A 24,653-nucleotide genomic window follows, 5' to 3' on the forward strand; every position below is an offset into this window, starting at 1 on the left:
TTAAACGTTTATGTTATAATCCCAGGTTGATACCCACTGTATAGATCTTAGGCATGAACACTTCCAGGTTAGACTGGCTTGCGATGCTTGCTTCAGGATCTGAAGTGATATTCTTGTCTTTCACCCATGTCCAGATGTTTGTACCTCTTACGTACACACGCAGGCTGGAAATTTTGGCGTGATTGAGCCAGGCCTGGGGGAAGGTATAACTCAGCGTAACGTCTCTCAGCCTGATATAATCACCTTTATACAGGAAGCGGCTGGACATTTCATTGGAGTTTTTGTTACCATTGAACACATACTTGGGTACATCGGTTTCATCACCAGGTTTCTGCCACCTGTTCAGCTGGGGAGCCATTTTATTGAATGCACCCGCAAAGCCATCACCCTGCAGGTATCTGGCCCAAAGATCCTGAACGTAGTTACCGAAGTTGTAATACAACAAACCATCGAGGCTGAAGCCTTTAAAGCTGAAGGTAGATCCAAAGCTACCAAAGTATTTCGGAGAAGCAGAACCCAGCGCTACACGCTTAGCCTGTGAATAACTATTCGTAGTCTCTTTATGGGTATCATCTTTATACCAAAGTGCATCTCCGTTTTGCTTATCTACACCAGCCCATTGGCGAACGTAGAAAGTCTGGTAGTCGGAACCCACCTGACGGATAAATTGACCACTGATCTGTGGCAGGCTGCTGGCCAGTGATACCACTTCATTTTTGTTATGCGCAAAAGTGAAGCTCGCATCCCAACGGAAATCACCAGCTATCACCGGTGTACCGGATAACGTGATCTCAATACCTTTGTTGCGGATAGAACCAATGTTAGTCAGATAATCCTGGAAACCGGAAGTTCTTGACAGCGGCTGTTCCATCAGCAGGCTCGATGTTGTTCTGGTATAGTATTCCACAGAAGCATTCAGGCGGCGTTTGAACACGGAGAAGTCCACACCTATGTCAAAAGGTTTGTTCACTTCCCATGTCAGGGCATTATTACCGGCAGAAAGCGGAGCGCTACCCACAGCGCCTTCATAATTGAAGTTGTAAGCGTTATTTTTGGTGTCGGTACCTTTACCATAACCATACAGGGATCTCCATACATAGTCAAACAGGTAAGTACCGAAGTTAGCATTACCGTTCTGACCATAGGAGGCTCTCACCTTCAGCTGATCCAGCCAGCTGATATCTTTCAGAAAATCTTCCTGATCTACGTTCCATGAACCACCCACAGACCAGAAGTTACCGTAGCGGTTGTCGCTACCGAAACGGGAAGATCCGTCCCTTCTGAAACTACCAGACAGTACATACTTGCCTTTGTAGGTAACATCACCGAGGGCGAGTACAGAAGCGAATGAATAGTCAGAACCACCGGCACTGGCTTCAGTAGGCCTGGAACCAGCAGCTCCCAGTTGTACATCCAACCTGGAAGGCAGATTACGGGTTTCTGTAGTGGAGAAAAACAGTTTTGATTTCTGTGCTTCATAACCCGCTTTCACGTTTACTACCCACTGGTTATCTTTTTTAATATCCCAGCGGTAGTTCAGCATATTAGTCCATACCCAGTTGAAGTAACGGGTATAGTTCACAGTGCTGATACCGTGGTCAGCGAAACCATCACCATACAAGGGATTCTGATAACCCAGCTCTTCCAGGTTGTTATAATCCACACCGTATTTGGTGGTGAACTTCAGGTTAGGCAGGATTTCATATTCACCCCATATAGAACCGATCGCTTTCAGTGTGCTGTTCCTGTTGTTATCCATTGCAGCAATAGCTATCGGGTTGAAAGTACCACCAGGGCCAAATTCAGCATTTGGATCACTGGAGAAATTGGGGGTACCATCAGGTTTGTAAGGAGAATAGTGAGGCAACAGGAAATACGCTGCCAGCACAGGGTTGGCGAAGGTGCCTCCGTTGGTAGGTCCTCTCTGACGGGATGAAGAAGCGATCAGGCTTGAACCGAAGGTAATACGATCGTTGAGTTTGTGTTTGATGTTGAAGCTTCCGCTCACCCTGTCGAATGAAGAAGCGATCACCGTACCTTCCTGTTTGAAGTAACCACCGGAAACATGGAACTGTGTTTTGTCATTACCACCGTCTGCAGAGAGATTGTACTGCATTTGCTGACCAGTACGGGTAACAACATCGAGCCAGTTGGTATTAACACCATTGTTGCTACCAAAGCTTTCATCCACATCTTTCAGGGCGCTTGTCATGTCAGCATCGAAGCCGGCATTCACAAAACCTTCTGCGGTGAGGTTGCGCCATTCTGAAGCGTTAAGCGGGCGGTTGGCATCACGCAGGATAGGTTTAGCAAAACCATATTCTGCGTCTGCCCTGATACGGGTTTTACCTGCTTTACCACCTTTAGTGGTAATAAGTATAACGCCGTTGGCTGCACGGGAACCATAGATAGAGGAAGATGCCGCATCTTTCAATACGGAAATACTCTCAATATCATTCGGGTTCAGACCTGCCAGTGAGTTGGCAGTAGTTGTGTTTCTTGACAGATCCCCGGCGTTGATGGGCACACCATCCACTACAAACAGCGGCGCTGCACTGGAGTTGATAGAGCCGATACCGCGGATACGGATCTGCTGAATGGCGCCAGGCTGGCCGGAACCGCCGAGCGACTGCAAACCGGCTATTTTACCCTGCAGGATCTTATCCACAGATGGCAGCGGAATGTTTTCCACCTGCTTACCTGATATCTGCGAAATAGCCCCGGTTTGCGCGAGTTTTGATTGTGTACCATAACCAACCATTACATACTCTGTCAGTCCTTGTGCAGCCTGGCTGAGTGATACGCTGAGGTTGGAAAGACCGCCGATGTTCTTTTCTGTAGTCTCATAACCTAAGAAAGAAAACACGAGGACTTTTGCATTCTCTGGCACATTGATCCGGAAAGTTCCATCAGCAGTGGTAGAGGTTCCGTTGTTAGTTCCTTTGACTTTGATAGACACACCAGGTAAAGGAGATGCGTTGGCATGGTCAGTTACTTTTCCTGTTAGGGTTCTTGTTTGGGCTTTAGCACATACTGTGACAGCAAGCAAGAAAAGCCACAGGAGTAGCTTTCTTTTCATAAGCAATTTAGTTTTTGGGTTGATTGATTGCGTTACAAGCGGATAAATTACGAAAAAAAACTACCGCCTGAAAATTGCAATGATTTTTTCTATGTCATTGCAATGCAGCAGATATTGTTTTTTCTGTGCAAAAGAAGAATCGGATAAGTGTATGAGAAACGACGTTTTCTTTCCTCTTTCTGTTGTGAATCAAATATCTAAGTATATAATCAACAGGCGCGAAAATTGTTCCAACAAATACAAAATCACAATCATTAACAGTGAAATAATGTATCATTCTGACAAATGAAAAATCATCATTTCAAACTTATCAAGAACATCCCTGCAACAAAAAATTGTTTTCATTGAAAGCATAAATGATATTGTATTATGATGAAGATGTGCAAATACCCTCTACCATAAGCTAAAAGACTGCAATATTATTGCATTGTGTACTTTCCCTGATGCCTGAACGAAAATCCCTCCGCCTAAAAAACGGAGGGATTCCCGGGATTTATTTCCTCTTTTTAGTGGAAGATTTCAAGACCGTTCCGGATGTCAGGGTTTCTATGGACTGTGGTTCGTCCATATCGAAGGTGATAATGTTTTTACCGTTGATATTCATCTTCATCAGGTCTATCACCTGAACCTCCCTGTTGCGGTAAGTATGGAAATAGAAACGCTTATTCTGAAGATCACTGGCGCTGGTCCATAGTGTATACTCATGCTGAGTTTCATTGGCATTGCGCACAACGCCTTTGGGAATATCAAATGCATTGAGGATATGAAAAGCCTGGTCTACCGCTTCTTCTGCATTTTCTGCAGGCACACTGCTCTGTGAGTATGCTACTGCACGTACAAACCGGGATGGCGGGGTGAAGTCGCCGGGCAACCCCAGCAGTCCACTGCCCAGTCCTGTCTGTTTAAAAGCAATCCCTTCCAGTGTTGCGGGTGGTACATCCACCGGTGAGAGATTCACATAGTTGCGCAGATTCGTCATGTGCCAGTCGAACGTAGGCGAATTCGTAAGCACTCCTAATGGATTATCATATACATGCAACTCTCCACCTACATATTCGATTACTATAGCGTTACCCTGCGCGTCGTGCACATTATAATGAAGCGGTACGGGAGTAGGGCTGAGTTGTGCTACCACAGCCTTATTCACTTTTATGCTACCGATGCCCTGCTTCACTTCCTCCACATTGGCAAAGTTAGAAAGCAGCCAGCCTACCACGTCCACACTGCTAATGGATTTGGATACCTCTGCTGCCGGGACATCCTGATAACCAGCAAATCCCGCCAGGTAAAAGGCGCCGGCGCCCAATCCCTTTTCATTGACACCATCCATGATAATCTCTTTGCCTGCCGCATTCACACCGGCAAAAGCATACTTCGATTTCCACGCCATGCCGTTCTTGTTGTTATCAGCACCAAAGGCCATGAAAAGATAGCCGCGGGGAACAACAACGGCTGTTGAGGGAAGGGGAATACCAAATTCCAGTGTGCGTGCATATACCACCGCGCCGTTCTTCGCCTTTAAACGGATACCGGTACAGGAGTAAGACCGGGAAAAATTAAGCATGGACAAAAGAACGATGGAACAACAAACGATTAACTTTTTCATATCTGGGTTTTGTTTAAATACAACTCATGGAAAGTTTATTGCTGACAAAAGAAAGGGGATTCAATTTACAAAGCACGGGGCCGAACATCCGGGGGCTGTAACTCACCGGGGATAACACTTGCCAGAACATGACAAATAAGGAATAACAAACGATACACTATAGTCTGGAGCATCCGGCTTAATTGGTTTATCAATCTTTTGTGGCTAATCTGTTGCAAGATAGGTAATAAATAGGTAAAAGCGGTCAGGAGTTAAGTCTTACCGAACCGGTCATCGGTAAAATGCCGTATTTTGCTTCTGTAAACCGGATACACATCTCAGGCAATACGTCAACACCGTGCAGCACTTTCATGGAACTACCCTGTCTTTGCGCACGGTACGGCTTAGATAATCATGCGCTAAACACCACGACGGCAAAGGGGCTCAGTCAGTATAACATCTCTTCAGCATAATTTTCTTCATCATGAGTTTAGAAAAGTACAAGCAGAAAAGATCTTTCAGCAAAACGCCTGAGCCTACAGGCGGCGCCAGCCAGAACCAGGCACTGCACTTTGTAGTGCAACAGCACCATGCCTCTCACCTCCACTACGATTTCAGGCTGGAAATGCGCGGGGTACTGAAAAGCTGGGCCATCCCTAAAGGCCCCTCACTGGACCCGCAGATAAAACGACTGGCCATGATGGTGGAAGACCACCCCTACGACTACAGACAGTTTGAAGGTGTAATCCCGGAAGGTAACTATGGCGCCGGGACTGTAATTGTATGGGACGAAGGCTCCTACACTTCCGATGAAACAACGGCTACGGATAAACGGCAACAGGAAAAAGCATTGTTGCGCAGCTTAAACAGTGGGGTACTTAAATTCACCCTCAATGGCAAAAAACTTAAAGGCAGTTTTGCGTTGGTGAAAACCGCCGGCCGTGGTGAAAATGCCTGGCTACTGATTAAGCACAAAGACAAATACGCCACCACAAAAGATATTACTACGAAGAACAAATCTGTGGTTTCCAACAAAACACTTGACCAGGTGGCTCGCAATCCTCAACAGACCTGGCAAAGCAACCGGGAGGAAAAGATTACCAAAACATCTTCCCGTAAATCATCGACAGAAAAAAAGTCAGCGGCGGAAAAAACATCCACCGGCAAAAACAATATCAGCGCTGAGATCGCAGCTCTTGTAAAAAAAGGGAAGACCGCCCCTATGCCCAGGCGCCTTAAACCCATGCTGGCAACACTTACTGAGCGGCCATTTGATAAAGATGACTGGATATACGAAATAAAATGGGATGGCTACAGGGCTGTAGGTTATCTCAACAATAGGGAAGTGGAATTGCTGTCGCGCAATCAGCTTTCATTCACGGAGAAATTCAGCGTCATCGTAGCAGCGCTGCGGCAATGGAAAGTAAAAGCTGTTATAGATGGGGAGATTATAGCGCTCAATGATAAAGGTAACCCGGATTTTCAGGCGTTGCAGAACTATTTGCAGCTAGGCAAAAGTACCCACCTCGTCTATTATATCTTTGATCTGCCCTGGTATGAAGGGAAGGATCTTACCGGCCTGCCGCTTGCAGAACGCAAGCAGATACTGGCAGCCATCATTCCTGAAGGAAATAAGCTGATTTCTTTCAGCAACCATGTAGAAGGCCAGGGTACTGCTTTCTACAAAGCGGCCATCGCCAAAGGGCTGGAAGGCATTATGGCCAAAGCCGCCGACAGTAGCTATATCACGGGACGCCGCACCGACAGCTGGCTGAAAATAAAGCACAACAAAAGAACTGAAGCCATTATCTGCGGCTACACGGAAGGCAGAAAAACCCGTAAGCATTTCGGTGCCCTGATACTGGGCAAATACAAAGGAAAACAGCTGCAATACATTGGTCATACCGGCGGTGGCTTCAATGAAAAACTACTACGTGAACTCTTCAGGAAATTCCAGCCACTGATTACCAACAAGCCGCCTTTCAAGGTAACACCCAAAGCCAATATGCCAGCTACCTGGCTGAAGCCGGAGCTCGTATGTGAAGTGAAATTTTCGGAAGTAACCAATGAGGGCATCCTGCGTCAGCCCATATTTCTGGGAATGCGCGAAGACAAGCGCGCCGCCGGTGAAAAAGATGAAAAAGTAGTACCACCGCCTCTCAAAGGAAAGAAAGCAACCGCCCGTACCCAAGCCAATACCGCTGCCGCTGATAAGAAGAAGAAAAATTCCGGCCAACCTCTCCCCTTCCTTCCCGAAGACGAACAGCAGGTAGAAACTAAAATGAACGGACACCTGCTGAAGTTCACAAACCTCAACAAGGTATACTGGCCTGAGGATGGTATTACAAAGCGGGATATGATCAACTACTATGCAGCTGTGTCAGATTATATACTCCCCTATATGAAAGACAGACCGCAATCACTGAACCGCTTCCCTGAAGGCATTCGCGGCTTCAGCTTTTACCAGAAGGATGTTGCCGGCAAGGTAGCCGACTGGATTGAACGATTTCCCTACGTCAGCGAATCCGACGGCGACGCCAAAGAGTTCCTGGTTTGTAAAGACGTGGCGACGCTGCTGTATATGGCCAACCTGGGCTGTATTGAGCTGAACCCCTGGCACAGCCGTGTAAACAAACCAGACAATCCCGACTACTGCCTCATCGATCTGGACCCCGACAACAATCCCTTCAACCAGGTAATAGAAACCGCCCTGGCCGTAAAAGAAGTGCTGGATAGTATTGGGGCCAACTCGTTCGTAAAAACATCCGGCGCTACGGGCATGCATATATTAATTCCACTGGGTGCAAAATATAGCTTTGACCAGTCGCGCATGCTGGCGGAACTAATCGTGGGTGTAGTGAACAAGCACTTGCCAAAAACAACCAGCGTGCAACGTGCGCCGGCCAAACGTAAGGGCAAGATCTACCTCGACTTCCTGCAAAACCGGCAGATCCAGACCATGGCGGTAGCTTATTCGCTCCGGCCCAGGCCGGGCGCCACCGTATCCGCACCGCTACACTGGGAGGAAGTAAAAAAGGGACTGAAGATAAACGACTTCAATATTCATAATATGCTACAACGCCTTGCTTCAGAAGGCGACCTTCTGAAAGGAGTACTGGGTAAGGGCATCAATATGCACCGGGTGCTGGCTAAGCTGAAACCATTATTGTAGCATTTAGCCACCAGCTTTCCGCCGCTGAATGCTAACAGCTACTTTTAATTGCCTGCCACATCTGTTGCACGATATAACCACCCTCCATTTCTGTAAGCTTGGGTGAGCAGACAAAACTGTCATCTTCTGCATCCATCAGTACCAGGTGATCGGGAACCTTGTGTTGAAACAGTTCACCGATATTGTCGTTCAGGATATAGTATACTTTGTGTCCATTGTAATTTTCAGGCTCTACCCGCAGGGCGTACAGTTCGCCATTGATATTCACGTTAATTTGCTGGGACATATGTGGTGTTTTAAGAAAATGGCCACAAGTATCATGCGGGGGTTAGCGGTCTCTGTCAAAAATCCAACGGAAATGTTCAAAAGTACAATCATCGCTTTTGCATAATCTGTAAATTTACAGCGCATATCCAGTGTCAAAGTTTACGAACATGTCGAAAAACACAGCGCCCATATATAGGATCGGTCAGCATTGCAGCGATGAAAAAATTCACCGGTATTTTAAGGTAACGTCCTTTGATGTGGTGTCATGTACACAGGCGGAGTTCAAAGAGCATCACGGCCACGAGTACTATGAGATCATCTGGCTGAAACAGGGCAAAGGCATACACCTGATAGATGGAGTGGCTTATCCTTATGATGGCGCCGTGATATACCTGCTGGCGCCCGGACAGATGCATAAACTCCAACAAGCAGAAAAGACTACCGGTTATATATTGAAATTCCTGCCAGGCATTTTCAGCGACGCCCGCGATTCAGATGAGTACCTGCTGGATAGCTGCCTGTTTGATAACATAGACGCAGCCCCCATGCTGAAGCCAGCACCGGAAGATATATCGCTTTTTGAGAACCTGTTCAGTATGATGCAACTCGAATTACAGCGCGATGGTATGGGACAAGAGAAAATTCTACCCTCTTACCTTAAAATACTGTTTACCCATCTGATGCGACTGAAACCTAACCAGGCATGCATTGAAAATCGCATATTCGGTATAGGCCATGATATGTTTCGCAGGTATAAAGTAGAGATAGAAAAAAACTACCGCACGTTGCATCATGTACAGGATTATGCAGATCTCCTTTCCACGCAGGCGCGGAACCTCAATATTCTGTCGCGCAGGTTTGTAGGCCGTTCCGCCGGAGAACTGATCACAGACCGGATTATGCTCGAAGCCAAACGTTATCTGCATCATCAGTCGCTCAGCATGAAAGAGATTGCCTTCTCACTGGGTTTCGACGATCCCGCCTATTTCAACCGCTTCTTTAAAAAACATACAGGCGTGGCGCCGGGTCAGTATAAGTTACTGGAGGTAAGGGGCTAGGTAAAAATAGACCAGGTTGAAAAGCCTGCGGCACAAAATCCCTCCGGCTTTTTCTATTTGATCCAATAAAGAAATATCTTGTTCAAAAGTACAATGCAAATGCTCCCGCGTCCATTTACCGGAAACGTCCTATGGCAGAACTTTGTATTATAAAAGACAATACAAAATGCCATACGTAAAAATCGAAATCACGCGCGACGGTGTTACAAAAGAACAGAAACGTGCGCTCATCAAAGGCGTTACCCAACTGCTGGTGGACATTCTCCACAAACGTCCCGATCAGACCCATATCGTTATCCAGGAAATTGATACTGATAACTGGGGTTTTGATGGTGAACAAACAACCGAATTAATAAAACAATCCTAAAGTACAAGACGATGAAACAATTATCAGTGATCGTGACCGGTGCTTCCACCGGTCTTGGCAAAGCAATTGCCCGCCTGTTCCTCGATAAGGGACACCGCGTAGTGATCAATTCAGTGAATGAAACCAACCTTCGCCAGGCCGCTACAGAACTGGGACACAGCGAACGGCTGACAGCTATCGCCGGCAACATCGGTGAGAGAGCCGTAGGTCAACAGTTGGTAGAGGCCGCAGTACAACAATATGGCAGACTGGATGTATTGGTGAACAATGCAGGGGTATTCAGTGCAAAACCTTTCCTGGATGTGGAAGAAGAAGACCTGGACCGCTTTCTGGATATTAACCTGAAAGGCACCTTCTTCACCTCACAGGCAGCTATCCGCGCCATGCTCAATAATGGTGGCGGCGCTATTATCAATATCGGCACAGTGCTGGTAGATCATGCTATTGCCGGCTTCCCATCCACTGCACCAATTGCCAGCAAAGGCGCTGTTCATGCCCTCACCCGCCAGCTGGCTGCCGAGTTCGGGAACCGCAATATCCGGGTGAATACCATTGCTCCCGGTATCATACGCAGCCCTTTACAGGAGAAGAACGGAATCACAGATCCTAACAGTCTTGCAGGCCTGCATCTCCTGAATCGTATAGGCGACCCCGTTAATATTGCCGAAACAGCTTACCTCCTCGCGACCAATGACTTCATCAGCGGCACCACCATCAATGTAGACGGTGGACATGTAGCAGGACATACATTAGCGTAGGTTTCTCGCAAAGGTGCAAAGGGAGCAAAGTAGCAAAGGATATTTTTAAGTTTGATAAGACTATTTAGTAGTCCCCAAAATATATTCGGACTATAAAACAGTTCTTTGCTAACTTAAAAATATCCTTTGCTACTTTGCTCCCTTTGCACCTTTGCGAGAAACTACAAGACACTGTCTGTCCAGTTTATGATAGCTTTCTTCTGTGCCGCTGTCAGCCTTGCTTTGGGATGTGCTAACGTATAAGACCATAGCGGCATTTCCCCTTTATCTATCTGTTTCTTTATACTTTTGAGTTTGCTCCGTTGCCGCTTCGTTGAATAGGAAGCATACTCACTGAAGTTTAGTTCTTTTTTCCCATCACGGATATGCATGGCCAGCCACCATCCGAAAGGTTGCACCTGCGCATACCAGGGATAATGCGTGCTATTGCTGTGACAGTCGTAACAGGCATTCTTCAGGATGGTGTGCACACTGTCGGGCATTGTATACATTGTAGTGATATCGCCTCTATCTGCCTGAACGCTGCGGTTTTCAGCAGGTCTTACAAATTGTATCAACACTACTACGGCCAGCAGTATCCATAAAATGATCCGGAACTTCTTCATAAAAAAGTTGTAATCGGTGTTTTATTTGATCTCTTCTTTCACAACACCACAGTCAGGCATTTTGTTACCGAAGTAGGGGTTCTTCACTTCCTTCGTTTCGCTTAACCACAGGGCGCCCTTGTTGTTATCATACATCGGGCAGAAGTCATGATATAGCGGCTGACCGCCACCATAGGCTTTTACCAGTGCATATACGTCTTCGCTCATTTGTGCAAAGTGTTCCCGCTGGTGATCAATGTTGCCTTCATTTTTACCGATATGTTCCGCATGCTCTTTCAGGTCTTCTTCATTTTCGGTGTATACTTTCTGCTGTTCGGGCGTAAGCGCCGATTTATCCAACTGTTGCATTGCTTCGGCCATTGCTTTACCATTGCTGGCAGCTTCTCCTGAGTTGTCTGCCGCCAGCCCGTTTTTGATTTGCAGGTAACGGGCTACTACTGTTTTTAGCGACGCGGCCACTTTCGGATCTATGTTGGAAAATTGCGGCTGCACAGCTGTGGGAGGCGTGTTATCGCCTACGGCTTCTGCTTTGGCAGTCTCTCCGGCAGCAGCGGTGGTACTGTCATGTTCATGCGCTTCATGAGATGTGTTACCACTGTTGCAGGCAGTGAAAGCTATAGCAGCAATGACCATCGTGGTAATAAAGAGTCTTTTCATGTCGGTATTTTTTAATGATAGAAAAATGCTGATGTCTTATTTAATCGTCTCTTTCACTTCCCCACAGGTTTTCATGGACTCTCCGAAGTAAGGGTTCTGTATGGTCTTATCATCGCTGAGCCAGAAAGCGCCTTTATCGTTCATCGCCATCGGGCAGAAGTCGATGTACAAAGCCCCCTGTTCATACCGGATTTTTTAATGAGGGAGATGATTTCATTGCTCAATGCAGCATAGGCTGTGCGTTGCGCTTCTATATCCGCAGTGGCAGTAATTTTTGCGGCAGCGGCGGCAACGGCAGCGGCGCCTGTCATTTCCGCGGCGCCGGCTGCTACTGCATTAGCAGAGAGCCGGGCTGTTTTCACATCGTCATTGATCAACGCACGGGTCAACTCCGCATATTGCATATAAACAGCATTCAGCCTGTCGTCTTTCAATAATATACCTGCTGCCGGTATTACAGTATCTGCCGTCATAACCATTTGCTCCTCTTTCCCCGCAGGTTCCTGTTCTCTGTTGCTTTTACGGTTACTGCACGCTGCCAGGAAAACTGCGGCCAGCATGGATAAGATGGTAATTGTTGAGAATCGTTTCATTCTGTATTTTTTGTCAGGAAGATGATTGATTTAATGATGATGCGCGGTAACCGGGTCCGATCCTTTCTTGAGTATGTATTCCGAATACAGGAGATAAGCGCCTGTCACCACTACTTTATCGCCATCATTCAGTCCGTCGGTGATTTCCACGGCGTCAGCATTCTCCATACCGGTAACGACTACACGCGGTTCAAATTTACCTTTAGCAGTTTCCAGCCATACGTGCGTGCCTTTACCATCCCTGATCACGGCGTCTACCGGAAGACTCAGGGCATCGCCTTTACTTTTTACCGGCAGTAGTATATTGGCTTGCATACCTGGCTGCCAGCGATTGTCGGGGTTAGTAATGGTTCCGCGCAATTGCAGTACCTGGCTGCTTCCCTGCAAGGCAGGGCTGATAAACTGTATGGTCATGCGCTGCGGCTCACTCTCCCAGCCGGCTACAGTCACTTTCACAGACTGGCCGACATGCACCGCTGACGCTTCTGCCGGATATACATCGGCTTCTACCCATAGCTGGTGGTAGCCTTCCACACGCATCACGGCGCCACCTTCTGCTACATACTGGCCTTCTGCTGCACTCAGTTCAGACACCACGCCGCCTACTGTAGCCGTATAGGTTACATAGGGGCTTACTTTCTGCGACTGCACCAGCTGATTGATCTGCGCTTCGCTCTGATCATAAAGCGAGAGCTTCTGCCTTGCGGCCTTTTCTATCTGCCTGAACCGCGCATCGTCAGGAAACTGCTTCACCTGTGCTACGGCCAACAGATACTCCTGTTGCAGGGAAGCCAGCTGCTCAGAGTAGATCTTATATAAGGATTGACCCTTGTTTACTTTCACACCTGTTTCCTTTACGTACAATACTTCAATGCGTCCTGGTACGCGGCTGGAGATAACAGCCGTTTTCTCCGGGTCTGTTGCCAGCCTGCCATTCAGTTGCTTGTAGTCTGACAATGCACCAGCACCTATTGTCACGGTGGTGATATTGGCGAGCGCAATCTGGTTATCACCCAGTGTCAGCGATACCTCTTTATTGTTCTTATCGAATGGTACGAGGTCCATGCCGCAAATGGGACATGTGCCCGGCTTGTCCTGCACGATCTGCGGATGCATCGGGCAGGTATAGGTCTGCTTTACTTCCGCAGCTGCCGTCTTCGTTCCGCTGTTCTTACAAGCTCCCAACAGTATTGCCGGGGCCAGCGAAACAAGCGCTATTGTCTTTATAAAATTCTTTCTTTCCATAATCGCTGTTGCTGCATTTAACTGGTTTTGATAAAGCTCTCACTGTCTACGAGGTAAGATGCATTGGATGCCACTTTCCAACCGCTGATATTCGTTTTCACCTGTATCATCCCTTCTGCCTGCGCACCGGTTTCCACGATAACAGGAACGTATACACGTCCTTCCTGCCGGAACACCACCGCTTTATTACCGGAGCGCCACACAGCCTTTTCCGGCAGCCACCAGCCGCCTGGATATACGACTGGTACACTGGCATTGAGCAGCTCCCCTACTTTCAAACGCGTACCGCCGAGATATACCCTTGTCAGCATAAAGTTGACACCGTTACGAAACACCGGCTCTATCAGCCCTATACGCCCGGATTCCATGGCATCTTCTTTATTCACCGGAAAGAACAACAGCTGCTGCCCGTTTCTGATGTAAGCGGATAACTGTGCCGGGAAGGCAAATTCAGCTACCAGGGCTTTTGCCTGGTAGATAGTGAAGAGTGACTGACCTGCACTTACATACTGACCTTCACGGAGCAACACCGGCGTGGCGACAGGAGCAGCGGGAGCTGGTGTGGCTGCTCCTGCCGATGCGCTTCCGCCTCCCATACTACCCATGCCATCCCCTCCTGATGCAGATGCCGCGGCAGTACTAGCCACCGCTGCGGCAGCGGCTGTCTTCTCCAGGATATAGCCATCACTGTTACTGTATACCGGTACGCGGTAGAGAATGTTGCCCGTTCTCAGCACCTGATCCACCTGGCCCGGCTGCATGCCCAGCAGCAGCAAACGCTGTCTGGCTGAGGGAAGCATATCGGGGCTGGCATGTGCTACGTATAGGAGCTCCCGTTGTGCCGCTGCCAGATCCGGTGAATAGATCTCCATAATCAGCTGACCCTGTTTCACGGGCTGATAGTTATACTTGATCAGCAACCTTTCTATACGGCCACCGATACGGCTGGCAATGCTGGTCTGATTACGGGTGTCATAGGTGATCACGCCGTTGGCGGTAGCGGTAAAGATACGTGTGCCGCTGTCGGCCGTGATGGCTGGAATAGTGGCCACCACACGGGCATTCACAGCCCCTGTCAGTCCGGTAACGGCACTGTCGATGGAAGGCTCCTTAGGCTGATGATGCCCGGCATGCTGCGGCTGCGCTGCTTTATTGCGGCAGGCGGCAACGCCCACGAGCAGCGTGATACCTGCGAATATGCTAACGATATAACTGTTTCTCATAATCCACGATCATTTCATAGAGTTTTAATTTTTCATCCAGCACGTTCGACTGCATCATAGTGAGCGCCTCCCAGGAGTCGATCACATTGGACAGCGCCATTTTATTTTCCTGGTAGTTCAGGAAGTTGGCGTCCAGCGTCTGTCGCAGCGCAGGGATGATCTTTGCTTCCATCGCGTCAATGCGTTGCTGCATAGATTGTATCTCGTAGTGCATACCGTAGAGCATCCCCTGCGTTTCCTGCAACATGGCCGCTCTCTCCTTCTCCATTGCCTGTACATTGTATTGCATAGCTTTGACACCAGATTTATACATCTTCGACGCCCATGGCACAATTGGTATGCTGATCATGCCCATAGCGCTGAAAGCTTTTGGCATCATGTCTCCCAACGGCGACATATGATCAAACCTCACCCTGAAGTCCGGCTTGCGCTCTTTTTTCATACTCTCAATATTCAGCGCCATAGAACGGATGCTTTCATCCATCTTCACTACATCTTTTCTCACAGTGGCCAACGCTACGGTGTCATAAGAAGAAGCAGCATTGAATACGGGCTGGTAGGCAGTATCTATTTCAAACTGCTGGTTACCGGGTGCATTCATCAGGCTGTTGAGCCATGATCTTGCTTTGGCAATCGTACCTTCCTGCATGCGGATCATATTGCGGTTGTCATCGATCTTTGCATTAGCCCTGAATACGCCGCTCAGCTGCGATTGATTATAAGGGTACCTGATCTCTTCAATCTTCTTCATCGTCAGCATGATTTTCTCATTCTCCTTCAGCACATTGATGCGCTGTTTTGCAATAAGCCAGTTGAAGTACAGCCGCTTAGCCTGTGCTTTCAGGTCGTTCAGTGTTATGTCGCGTGTTGCCTTCTCAATATTACCCTGCGAAGCGATGTATTTCCTTTTTGCATTGAGTTTGGCCGGGTTGGGAATATCCTGTTCCAGCTGCAGCATCAGGCTGCCTTTATCGCGTTCATCCATAACGGATTGACCGGGATAAGGCGTCATGAAAGTGCCCACCCCAACCATCGGGGCCATCCAGGCGGTGGCTGCATCTGCAGCGTATTTATAACTTTCTGCTTTCAGTGTGTAAGACTGTAACAATACGTTGTTATGGTCCACACGCAGCAGGATGCTGTCCAGCGGCAGCACAGGCGTTTGAGCCATCAGCCTTGCCGGCGCCCATAACAGCATCCCGCTTATTATATATCTAGTGATGTACTTCATGAATTTCCAGTTTACCGTACCTGCGTAATTCGTATTCTTTCGTCATTAAAAATATCAGTGGCGTTACCAGCAAAATGTGCGTAGATGAAGTCAACACTCCGCCGATCATCGGCAGCACAATGGGCTTCATCACATCTGTACCAACACCGCTTGCCCACAATACCGGCACCAGGCCAAAGAGAGATACACACACTGTCATCAGTTTAGGCCGCAGGCGCTTGGCAGCACCATAGATTACATGTTTACGCAGGTCTTCTTTTGTAATCGTTTCGGAAGAATTACCTTTTTCTTTGACCAGCTGTTGCATGGCATCGTTCAGATAGATAACCATCACGATGCCGGTTTCCACCGCAATACCAAAGAGTGCAATGAAACCCACCGCCACAGCCACCGAAAGGTTCACACCCCAGAAATAGATCATATAGGCGCCGCCGATCAATGCAAACGGCACGGTGATCAGGCTGAGGAATGCTTCACGGATGGAATGGAAAGCGAAATAGAGAGAGAAGAAAATGATTACCAACACCACCGGCGCAATCCACATCAGCGTCTGCTCGCCACGGATCAGGTTTTCATATTGTCCGCTCCATTCCAGGTAGTAGCCTTGCGGCAGTATACCTTTTGCTTTGTTCATCTTGCCGATGGCCTCACTCACCGTACCTCCGAGATCACGGCCACGAACATTGAACAGCACAGCGCCACGCAACATGGCATTTTCAGATGTAATCATCGGAGGGCCATCGACAAACTTCACATCGGCCACAGAGGCCAATGGTACTTCGCCGGAGGCGGCAGACATCAATGGGATGCGTTTGATTTGCGCTACGCTGTTGCGGTAATCCTGTGCCAGCCTCACACTGATAGAAAAGCGCTGACGCCCTTCGATGGTGTTGCCAATAGAAGCGCCGCCCAGCGCAGATTCTACGGTCTGATTCACATCATCTACATTGAGACCATAGCGGGCCAGATCTTCACGGCGCACGTCAATACTGAGGTACTTGCCGCCCGTAACGGGTTCTACGTAGAGATCCGTAACGCCGGGAGTACCTTCCAGTGCCTTCTTCACTCTTTCAGACACCGCTGCAATCGTATCCAGGTTCTGCCCATACACTTTAACACCCACGTCTGTACGGATACCGGTTGCCAGCATGTTGATACGGTTGATGATGGGCTGTGTCCAGCCATTCACCACACCGGGGATCTGGAGCTTGGCATCCAGCTCATTGATGATATCTTTCTTTGTTTTGCCCTCGCGCCATTGGGAATGCGGCTTCAGCATGATGATGGTTTCTATCATACTGATGGGCGAGTTATCTGTAGCGGTAGCCGCGCGTCCTGCCTTTCCAAGTACCTTATCCACTTCAGGAACAGACCTGATGATCTTGTCCTGCACCTGCAGGATGCGCTTGGCTTCTGCGTTGGATACATCCGGTAGGGTAACCGGCATAAATAATATGCTTTGCTCGTCGAGAGGTGGCATAAACTCGCTACCCAGGCTCTTCAGCAGCGGTATCGTAATCACCAGTGCTATCACGTTGATGGCGATCGTAGTTTTGCGCCATTTCAGTACGCCTTTTATAATGGGCTCGTATATACGCTCCAGGAACCTGTTCACCGGGTTGACGTTATCCGGTCTGAATTTCCCTTTCATAAAGAAAGAGATCAGCACGGGCGCCAGGGTGATCACCAGCAGCGCATCGACAATCATAATGAATGTCTTCGTATAGGCCAGCGGGTGAAATAACCTACCTTCCTGCCCCGTCAACATGAACACCGGCAGAAACGAAGTGATGATAATGATAGTTGCAAAAAAGACCCCGCGGGATACCTGTTTGCTGGATTGTTCTATCACTTTCAGCCGCTCTTCTTCTGTAATCCATTGTGGTGATTTCTTAAATATATTTTTCAGCCAGTTCATGATCTTATTATTACGTTATCCTACGTTTTCATTTTTCCGCTGCCAGTCCGCATACCTTTCTGCCAGGTGCTTATAGGCATTTTCACTCATGATGATGCCATTATCCACGATCACGCCGATAGCCAGCGCGATACCAGTAAGCGACATGATATTGGAAGAGATGCCGAATGCATTGAGCAGGATGAAACTTGCTGCCAGTGTAATGGGGATCTGTATGATGATACTGAGTGCGCTGCGCCAGTGGAACAGGAAAATGATCACCACAATCGACACGACAATCATTTCTTCTATCAGCGTATGTTTGATGGAATCAACAGATTCCCTGATCAGCGCTCCCCTGTCGTACACGATGTCGAACTTCACCCCCTGCGGAAATCCTTTCGCCACTTCCTTCATTTTCGCCTTCACTTTGTCTATCACGGCAGCAGCGTTTTCGCCATAGCGCATCACCACAATACCACCTACGCGCTCTCCTTCCCCGTTCTGGTCAAATATCCCCAGCCTGGTTTCACCGGTCATCTGCACGGCTGCCACGTCGGCTACACGAATGGGAATGTTGTTCTGCGTCTTCACGGGAATATTCTCTATCTCGGCCACTGACTTGAGGTATCCGGATGTTTTGATGATATAGCCGATGTCGCTCATTTCAAATTTGCGGCCACCGGATTCGTTGTTATTCGTACGGATGGCGTTGATCACATCTGCTACGGAAAGGCGGTAATACAATAGTTTGTTTGGATCTACCGTGATCTGGTATTGTTTCTGGAAGCCGCCAAAGGAAGCGATCTCACTCACGCCTTCCACGTTCTGCAACGCAAATTTGATGTACCAGTCCTGCAAGGCGCGCTGCTCGCCAAGATCCATACCGGGAGCGTCCAGCGTATACCAGAGGACGTGTCCTACCCCTGTGCCGTCAGGCCCCAGCTGTGGTGCTACGCCGGCAGGCAATGTACGGGCAACAGTGCTGAGCCTTTCCAACACGCGCTCCCTGGCCCAGTATATATCCACATCATCATTGAAGATGACATAGATAAAGCTCATACCAAACATAGAAGAGCCACGCACATACTTGATTTTAGGAAGCCCCTGCAGATTGGTCACCAGCGGGTATGTCACCTGGTCTTCTATCAGTTGCGGGCCACGCCCCATCCATTCAGTGAATACAATCACCTGGTTTTCCGACAGATCGGGGATGGCGTCAATAGGGTTTTTCTTCACTGCAAAGATGCCCCAGGCAAATAACGCCGCCGACAGCACCAGCACAATAAACCGGTTGCGCAATGACCATTCAATAATTCGATGTACCATATCTGTTCTTTTCAGCCCCTCCCCGCCCCGCGTTATGCGGTGGGGAGGGAAATATTGGTTTATGATGCCGTGCTGTTAATGATGCGCGTGTGCGGGAGCCGCAGCAGCGCCGCCTTTGCGGTCGTAGTGACAACAGCCGGGAAGGGTGTTGTAGGTGCTGTCTGCGGCTTTCTCTTTATCTGTATCATGACCGGATGCCGCAATCTTTTTCTGAATAGCATCCGTGGAGGTCTTTGCCGCATCAAAGGTTACAGCCATCGCTTTGGTATCCTTATTCCAGTCTGCTTTGGAAACACCGTCAACAGTCGCTGCTTTCTCAATTCTCTTTTTGCACATGTTGCAGTTACCATATACCTTGAAAGTCCTGGTGTCTGATTGTGCGAATACCTGTACGGCGCCGGCCAGGATAGCGGAAAGGAAGAATATCTTTTTCATCTGAAATTGATTTTAAATATTGTAGCATGCGTCAAGGCGCCGCAATCCGTACGGACTTATGCCGCATGACGCTGGTTGAATAATGTATGAGATGTATATATTGAAGATGATGGCGCAGGAATGCTGTGCAGCATGCGCCGGGGAGGGCGTGTGGAATCAGATACGGAAGGTACAGTTCATAATATGTACAGGCACGTGGCTACTTCGTGGCGGCGCAAGGCCGGTAGGATATTCCACGGCCAGCGGCACGGTGTGCGGCTGTGCAAATTCAATAAATGAAACGGGCGTTGCTATCGCTGCCGCCTGCATCAGCCAGCTGACGTGAGCAGCCGCCTGTTGGTCTTTCTCCAGCTTTACGGTCTTATGTTCATCGCGACAGCATTTCTTGGCGCACATCTTACTATGATAGCTGCTGGCGCCGCATTTCTCGCACTTCTTCACTTTGGCATTCCATACTTCTACTTCCATCAGCTTCCCCATGCAATAGTGCATGTGGATAGTGGCGCCGGTGGAGGTAGCCACATAAAACAAAGCAAGTATGAGTGCGAGTGCCTTTTTCATTTGAATGCAAGATAACGTCAACCCGGAGAATGGTTGTTATATAATTTTGAGGTTGTTTTATATTTTAACAGGCAGGCAAAAAAAAATCCAGGTACGACTACCCGGATTGGTATTCATGAACGGTACGCTCTAATGTACCGTTAGCCAGAAGCTGTTCTATGCCACAGCTGCTTTTATCCAGCCTTGCGTAATATCTTTAATCCTTGTAGGTGCCTACTTCACACATAGCTGCAAACTGTTGTCCGTCGTAAGACGATTTCATATTCAGCTTAAAGTAGCGGAAGTTTTTCACGGCAGACCAGGTAATATTCTGTGGATTGGTGCTGTCCAGTAATACGAAACTACCCAGGGAAGTCCAGCTGGTGCCATTGTTACTGGTCAGGATTTCAATATCCTTCACCCTGCGGCTGCTGCGCTGGGTAAATGTGAATCTGTTTACATCCAGTTTTGCACCCATATCGATGGAGATCCAGTGCGGATACACCGCCGCATTCGACGACCAGCGTGAATGCCAGTAAGTGCTGGCGGAGCCGTCTATAATGTTGGCCGCCGCGCCGGGTTCTGCGGAAGTTTCCTGGGAGCTGTAGCCGGTTACTGTCCAGGATGATTTATCATACACAATCTTATCGCCAAAATCTATCACAGGAACATCATTCACAAATTTATAGTTCGCGGTATACGTAGTGATACTACCATTTTCGTGGCACAACCGCATGGTAAATTCATAACCCATATTGGCTTTGGTTCTGAAATCACTGAGCGGCATTTTAATATAGAAACTGTCGGTACCAATGGGTTTAGACGCGAAGGTGACAGAGTTGTAGCCACCATTGTCGCTGCCATCTGTCTTGCGGTTATAGTAGGCGATATTCTTCACCGCTATGTTAGCAGAAAATTTACCGGTTACAATAATGCTGGCAGATATGCTGTCATATCTCGCAAACACTTTGTTCACCTTACCGCCGGCGTCAGCATACCAGTCTCCGCGCAGGCTGCCGCTGAATACCTGACAGTTGGCCAGTATAGCCGCATCAGCAGGCGACAGATAAGTGGGTGATTTACCATAAGTACCGTTTCCATAACCCATAAGTGTGGTGCCATACAATATGTTTTCAGATTGCGCGCCGCCGTTGTGTGGCAGATTGATGCCATGTCCCAGTTCATGCGCCAGGCCGCCGATCCATTTGGTAGAGAATTTGTCATCAGGCTTGCCCAGGTTGATCGTATCCAGCCCGGTGTAGTCTAAAGCGAAACACCAGCGACCAATACCATAGAATGGGCCACCACTGGGATCTCCGTTGGCGCCGTAGGAATAAGTCGGGATGATCACAATAGTATGTTCGCTGTTTCTTTCCAGCGGATGCGATGCGAAATAGGTATTCACTTCCGTCTGTACAGCTCCTGCTCCACCATCATAGGGATAGCTGGCTTTTCCCAGCTGCCCGCGAATAATGGATATTTTCAGTCTGCCCGCAGAGTCAGCCGGTAATCCAAGCGTAGTATTAGTATATCCCCATCTGGTCATCCATTGGGAAATAAAGTGTTGCGTGTACAGAAATACGCCGTTCAGCCGTTGTTTGAAACCAGGTACGGTATCTAGGTCTGACGGAATAAAATAAACAACGTTCAGGGTGTACTTGCCTCCGGCAATAGCGCCTGCCGCTATAAGTTCTGTTTTGGCGTCAGAGCCTTTTCCAGGTGTAACTTCAGGCGGTCTTTTACAACTTACCGCTGATACAATAACGGCAATAAGAAGTAGGGAAAAAACATAGATTCTGGTCATATCATTCTTTTTGGATAATGAATTACGGTCAGATATCGGTTTTGCTGATGATGATTAAAGCTTCAGATTTGGTTGTTCACTACAGGTCTTTAAAGGATATAACAATACTCCCCTGCTGATATCAGCTATAACAGGTATTGCGTGCATCCGGCGCTATGTCTTTTTTTATATTTTTAGACTAAAGTAAACGGGATTGATAAAGGGCGATTAGTCACTGTTTTCATTGCTCTCTCCAAATATAATGAATAGATAAATATCGAGGTAATACTTTTTTAATCTTTATCTGACTTATATTAACCTAAAAGTTCGTATAACCGGTATAGTTATATTTTCTGCACGCGTTTCTTACAGGCATCCAGTCCTGCCGTCAACAGGGTTCTAATGACAGGATTACTTATCATTGCTTCATTCTTTATTTCAATATAACGGGATATCTTCCCGGTTCCCTGCGGATCAGGGAGTTCGGCGCCTTTGTAGGAGCCCCGTTTCAGTCTGTCACCCAATAACCATTAGCTGTAAATTATTTATTATAGGCAGCTTCCAGTACCTTAATCTCCAGTTTCTTTGATTGTAACACGGCCGTCATCACATTGTTATACTGTTCTTCCGTAGCGCTGTCAAATATTTCTTCCAGGTATACGGGAACAATCTGCCACGACAGCCCGAACTTATCTTTCAGCCAGCCGCACATTTTCGAATGCTCGTCTCCGCCTTCGCCCAATTTGTTCCAATAGTGATCAATTTCTTCCTGGTTATCGCAATAAACAATAAAGGAGATGGCCTCATTGAACTTAAACACCGGTCCGGCATTCAGCGCCACAAAGCCCTGGTTCTCCAGCGCAAAGTCGATGGTCATAACGGTGCCTGCCGACATACCATGAACCTCCTCACCTACGCCGGTATAACGCATTATCTTGCCAACACTGGAATTTTTGAAGATGGAAGTATAGAATTTTACTGCCTCTTCGGCTTCCATTGCAAACCAGAGACAGGAGACTATTTTCTTGGAGATGATTTTAGTAGCCATAACGATTGATTTAATTATTTACTCAAAGATAAACCGGAACGCTAAGGCAAACAGGGTGCAAAGACGACAATATGCGGGGTTATTGCGACTATTAAGCCAGTTACGTATTTATACGGATTTTTAAACCACTTGTTCCATTTCTCCGGCAAAACATTTTTCTTTGCGCTCCAACAAAACGGATACCTGACCATATCATATAACAAGACTTATTACCATGCTTAACAGATCCAAACTGGAGGCCATCTTAGCCGCCAATCCGATGCCAGCTCAGCTTACGGCTGCAGAGCGCAAAAGAGTTTATCGCAGCGCTGCACCTGTCAATTTCCTGCTTACTTCCAAAGAAACCAACAATGCGCTTGCTATCATGGAAGGCACCGCTGTAAGAGGCGCTGAACCACCCCGGCATGTGCATCAGCATGAAGATGAAACCTTCATCATCCTGGAAGGTGAAATGGATTTCTATATCGGCGAGCAGCTGGTAACAGCCATAGCAGGCGATGTTGTATTTCTGCCCAGACAGATACCACATCATTTTGTAGTGAAGAGCGAATACGTAAAGAACCAGATCATTATCTCACCCGGTTCCTTCGATCAGTATTTCTGGTACCTCTCCGCCCCATTTAAAGAGGGAGACAAAACAGGGTCCGTTCCACCAACTCCGGAAGAACTGAAAGCCTGGAAAGAACTGGTAGCGCTGTTTGATGTGACGTTCCTGTAAATCAATCATTATTAGTGCGTGGATGATTAAAAAAGAGCAATGGCATCATCATGGCATGCTTTTGTCAGTTCTTTTTGAATAAAACCTGCGCAATATGAGTACAATAACAGCGAACATAGCCGTTGCCAACATGGCAATCGGTACAGGTGAATTAATGGCTCACTTTAAAAAACCATCATTATGAAATCCATGCTCATCCTTACAGACTTCTCTGAGAATGCTTTCCGTGCGGCTGAGTATGCATGTCAGCTTGCTATTCCGTTACAGATCGGGCACGTGATCCTGTATCATGCTTACCAGCCTTTCATTGTGGCTACCGACCTGCCTGCGAACATTCCGCCCAACGATCAGGAAACCTACGCTGAAAATATGGAAGCACTCGGACTTCAGCACGACAGGCTGCGGTCTGTATTGCCACAACATATAAGCATTGAAATGCAAGCAGAGAACAGTGTGCTGCCGGAACGCATCAACCAGTTATGTAGAGAAAAAACAGTAGAACTGATGGTAATGGGCGCCTCCAGCAAAAGCGGAATGGAAAAGTTCCTGACCGGCAGTACCAGCTCGCTGATGGTAGAAACCAGTGAAGCTCCGCTGCTGATAGTACCTCCTGACGTACCGCTGGGTCATACTCTCAGCGACATCATTTTCACTACTGACCTGGAAGATCCGGCAGCGCTCTCCGTGCATCAGCTCTATAAATTCCTGGACGTTTTACCAGCAAAGCTGCACGTAGTAAATATAGCGCCCCAAACCGGCGAACAGTATTCCCCACAGACACGTGATGCAATTGATGCCATGCACCGGATATTTGAGAAGTATAATGCGGAGTTTCATTATGTAGATAAAGTGGATACCCCTGATACTACAGCAGGTATCCTCGACTTTGCGGCTCAGTATCGCGCATCACTCATCATTGCTGTTCCGAAGAAGCACAGCTTTGTGTATGACTTATTTCATAAAAGCGTTTCCAAAACACTGGCGAAAAAGTCTGATGTTCCATTGCTATACCTGCCTTCCAGGCAGTGATATTGTTGAAATTTCGCCACTGTAGAGGAAGTAT

General features: G+C 47.8%; 20 protein-coding genes and 1 pseudogene. 6 read left to right on the top strand and 15 right to left on the bottom strand.

Annotated features, from left to right (window positions below; all coding sequences use genetic code 11):
• Positions 1 to 13: 13 nt before the first annotated feature.
• Together VM802_RS28065 and bsh are read right to left on the bottom strand one after the other, a co-directional pair.
• Complete coding sequence (locus VM802_RS28065) at positions 14 to 3,079, bottom strand: SusC/RagA family TonB-linked outer membrane protein (protein WP_325537030.1); 3,066 nt, start codon at positions 3,077 to 3,079, stop codon at positions 14 to 16.
• Positions 3,080 to 3,572: 493 nt separating this feature from the next.
• A complete protein-coding gene (gene bsh, locus VM802_RS28070; RefSeq protein ID WP_325537032.1) occupies positions 3,573 to 4,685 on the bottom strand; it encodes a bile salt hydrolase in 1,113 nt (370 codons plus the stop codon).
• Between the two features lie 463 nt (positions 4,686 to 5,148).
• On the opposite strand from bsh, the gene ligD reads away from it, so the two are divergent.
• Positions 5,149 to 7,836 carry a DNA ligase D gene (gene ligD / locus VM802_RS28075; protein WP_325537034.1) on the top strand — a complete coding sequence of 896 codons (2,688 nt, stop codon included), beginning with the start codon at positions 5,149 to 5,151 and terminating at the stop codon, positions 7,834 to 7,836.
• Positions 7,837 to 7,867: 31 nt separating this feature from the next.
• Here the strand turns inward: ligD and VM802_RS28080 are convergent, their stop codons facing one another.
• A complete protein-coding gene (locus tag VM802_RS28080; RefSeq protein WP_325537036.1) occupies positions 7,868 to 8,122 on the bottom strand; it encodes a hypothetical protein in 255 nt (84 codons plus the stop codon).
• A 148-nt stretch (positions 8,123 to 8,270) separates the two neighbouring features.
• Here VM802_RS28080 and VM802_RS28085 point away from each other — a divergent pair, with 148 nt between their 5' ends.
• From VM802_RS28085 to VM802_RS28095, 3 genes are all read left to right on the top strand, one after another.
• Positions 8,271 to 9,161, top strand: coding sequence for a helix-turn-helix domain-containing protein (locus VM802_RS28085; RefSeq protein WP_325537038.1), 891 nt, complete (start codon positions 8,271 to 8,273; stop codon positions 9,159 to 9,161).
• A 142-nt stretch (positions 9,162 to 9,303) separates the two neighbouring features.
• On the top strand, positions 9,304 to 9,528 hold the full coding sequence (locus tag VM802_RS28090; RefSeq protein WP_325537040.1) for a tautomerase family protein: 225 nt from the start codon (positions 9,304 to 9,306) through the stop codon (positions 9,526 to 9,528).
• An 11-nt stretch (positions 9,529 to 9,539) separates the two neighbouring features.
• Positions 9,540 to 10,286, top strand: a complete 747-nt coding sequence (locus VM802_RS28095) for an SDR family NAD(P)-dependent oxidoreductase (RefSeq protein ID WP_325537042.1) — start codon at positions 9,540 to 9,542, stop codon at positions 10,284 to 10,286.
• 161 nt (positions 10,287 to 10,447) lie between these two features.
• On the opposite strand, the gene VM802_RS28100 is transcribed toward VM802_RS28095, so the two are convergent.
• From VM802_RS28100 to VM802_RS28160, 12 genes and pseudogenes are all read right to left on the bottom strand, one after another.
• Positions 10,448 to 10,891 (bottom strand): heme-binding domain-containing protein, encoded by a 444-nt coding sequence (locus VM802_RS28100; protein ID WP_325537044.1) that lies wholly within the window; start codon positions 10,889 to 10,891, stop codon positions 10,448 to 10,450.
• A 21-nt stretch (positions 10,892 to 10,912) separates the two neighbouring features.
• Positions 10,913 to 11,548: a DUF3347 domain-containing protein gene (locus VM802_RS28105; protein WP_325537046.1), complete on the bottom strand. Its 636-nt coding sequence runs from the start codon at positions 11,546 to 11,548 to the stop codon at positions 10,913 to 10,915.
• Between the two features lie 140 nt (positions 11,549 to 11,688).
• The gene (locus VM802_RS28110; RefSeq protein WP_325537048.1) at positions 11,689 to 12,141 is read right to left on the bottom strand and encodes a DUF3347 domain-containing protein; all 453 of its coding nucleotides are present in this window, start codon (positions 12,139 to 12,141) and stop codon (positions 11,689 to 11,691) included.
• Positions 12,142 to 12,171: 30 nt separating this feature from the next.
• Positions 12,172 to 13,386, bottom strand: coding sequence for an efflux RND transporter periplasmic adaptor subunit (locus VM802_RS28115; protein WP_325537050.1), 1,215 nt, complete (start codon positions 13,384 to 13,386; stop codon positions 12,172 to 12,174).
• Between the two features lie 17 nt (positions 13,387 to 13,403).
• Complete coding sequence (locus tag VM802_RS28120; RefSeq protein ID WP_325537052.1) at positions 13,404 to 14,609, bottom strand: efflux RND transporter periplasmic adaptor subunit; 1,206 nt, start codon at positions 14,607 to 14,609, stop codon at positions 13,404 to 13,406.
• Positions 14,587 to 15,840, bottom strand: a complete 1,254-nt coding sequence (locus VM802_RS28125) for a TolC family protein (RefSeq protein WP_325537054.1) — start codon at positions 15,838 to 15,840, stop codon at positions 14,587 to 14,589. The genes VM802_RS28120 and VM802_RS28125 overlap by 23 nt, the downstream gene beginning before the upstream one ends.
• Positions 15,824 to 19,066, bottom strand: a pseudogene (locus VM802_RS32460) (efflux RND transporter permease subunit). Before VM802_RS32460 ends, VM802_RS28125 begins: the two are co-directional and overlap by 17 nt.
• Positions 19,067 to 19,141: 75 nt before the next feature.
• Positions 19,142 to 19,501, bottom strand: coding sequence for a heavy-metal-associated domain-containing protein (locus tag VM802_RS28140; RefSeq protein ID WP_325537060.1), 360 nt, complete (start codon positions 19,499 to 19,501; stop codon positions 19,142 to 19,144).
• Between the two features lie 156 nt (positions 19,502 to 19,657).
• Complete coding sequence (locus VM802_RS28145) at positions 19,658 to 20,062, bottom strand: HYC_CC_PP family protein (RefSeq protein ID WP_325537062.1); 405 nt, start codon at positions 20,060 to 20,062, stop codon at positions 19,658 to 19,660.
• 196 nt (positions 20,063 to 20,258) lie between these two features.
• Positions 20,259 to 21,845 (bottom strand): discoidin domain-containing protein, encoded by a 1,587-nt coding sequence (locus VM802_RS28150; protein WP_325537064.1) that lies wholly within the window; start codon positions 21,843 to 21,845, stop codon positions 20,259 to 20,261.
• Between the two features lie 323 nt (positions 21,846 to 22,168).
• Entirely contained in the window at positions 22,169 to 22,348 is a 180-nt protein-coding gene (locus VM802_RS28155) for a hypothetical protein (RefSeq protein ID WP_325537066.1), read from the bottom strand.
• A gap of 17 nt (positions 22,349 to 22,365) precedes the next feature.
• Positions 22,366 to 22,872, bottom strand: a complete 507-nt coding sequence (locus tag VM802_RS28160) for a VOC family protein (protein WP_325537068.1) — start codon at positions 22,870 to 22,872, stop codon at positions 22,366 to 22,368.
• 214 nt (positions 22,873 to 23,086) lie between these two features.
• Between VM802_RS28160 and VM802_RS28165 the strand changes: the two genes are divergently transcribed.
• Positions 23,087 to 23,590: a cupin domain-containing protein gene (locus VM802_RS28165; RefSeq protein WP_325537070.1), complete on the top strand. Its 504-nt coding sequence runs from the start codon at positions 23,087 to 23,089 to the stop codon at positions 23,588 to 23,590.
• Between the two features lie 180 nt (positions 23,591 to 23,770).
• The gene (locus VM802_RS28170; protein WP_325537072.1) at positions 23,771 to 24,619 is read left to right on the top strand and encodes a universal stress protein; all 849 of its coding nucleotides are present in this window, start codon (positions 23,771 to 23,773) and stop codon (positions 24,617 to 24,619) included.
• Positions 24,620 to 24,653 lie beyond the last annotated feature (34 nt).

It is taken from the genome of Chitinophaga sp. (genome assembly GCF_035538455.1).
Lineage (GTDB): Bacteria > Bacteroidota > Bacteroidia > Chitinophagales > Chitinophagaceae > Chitinophaga.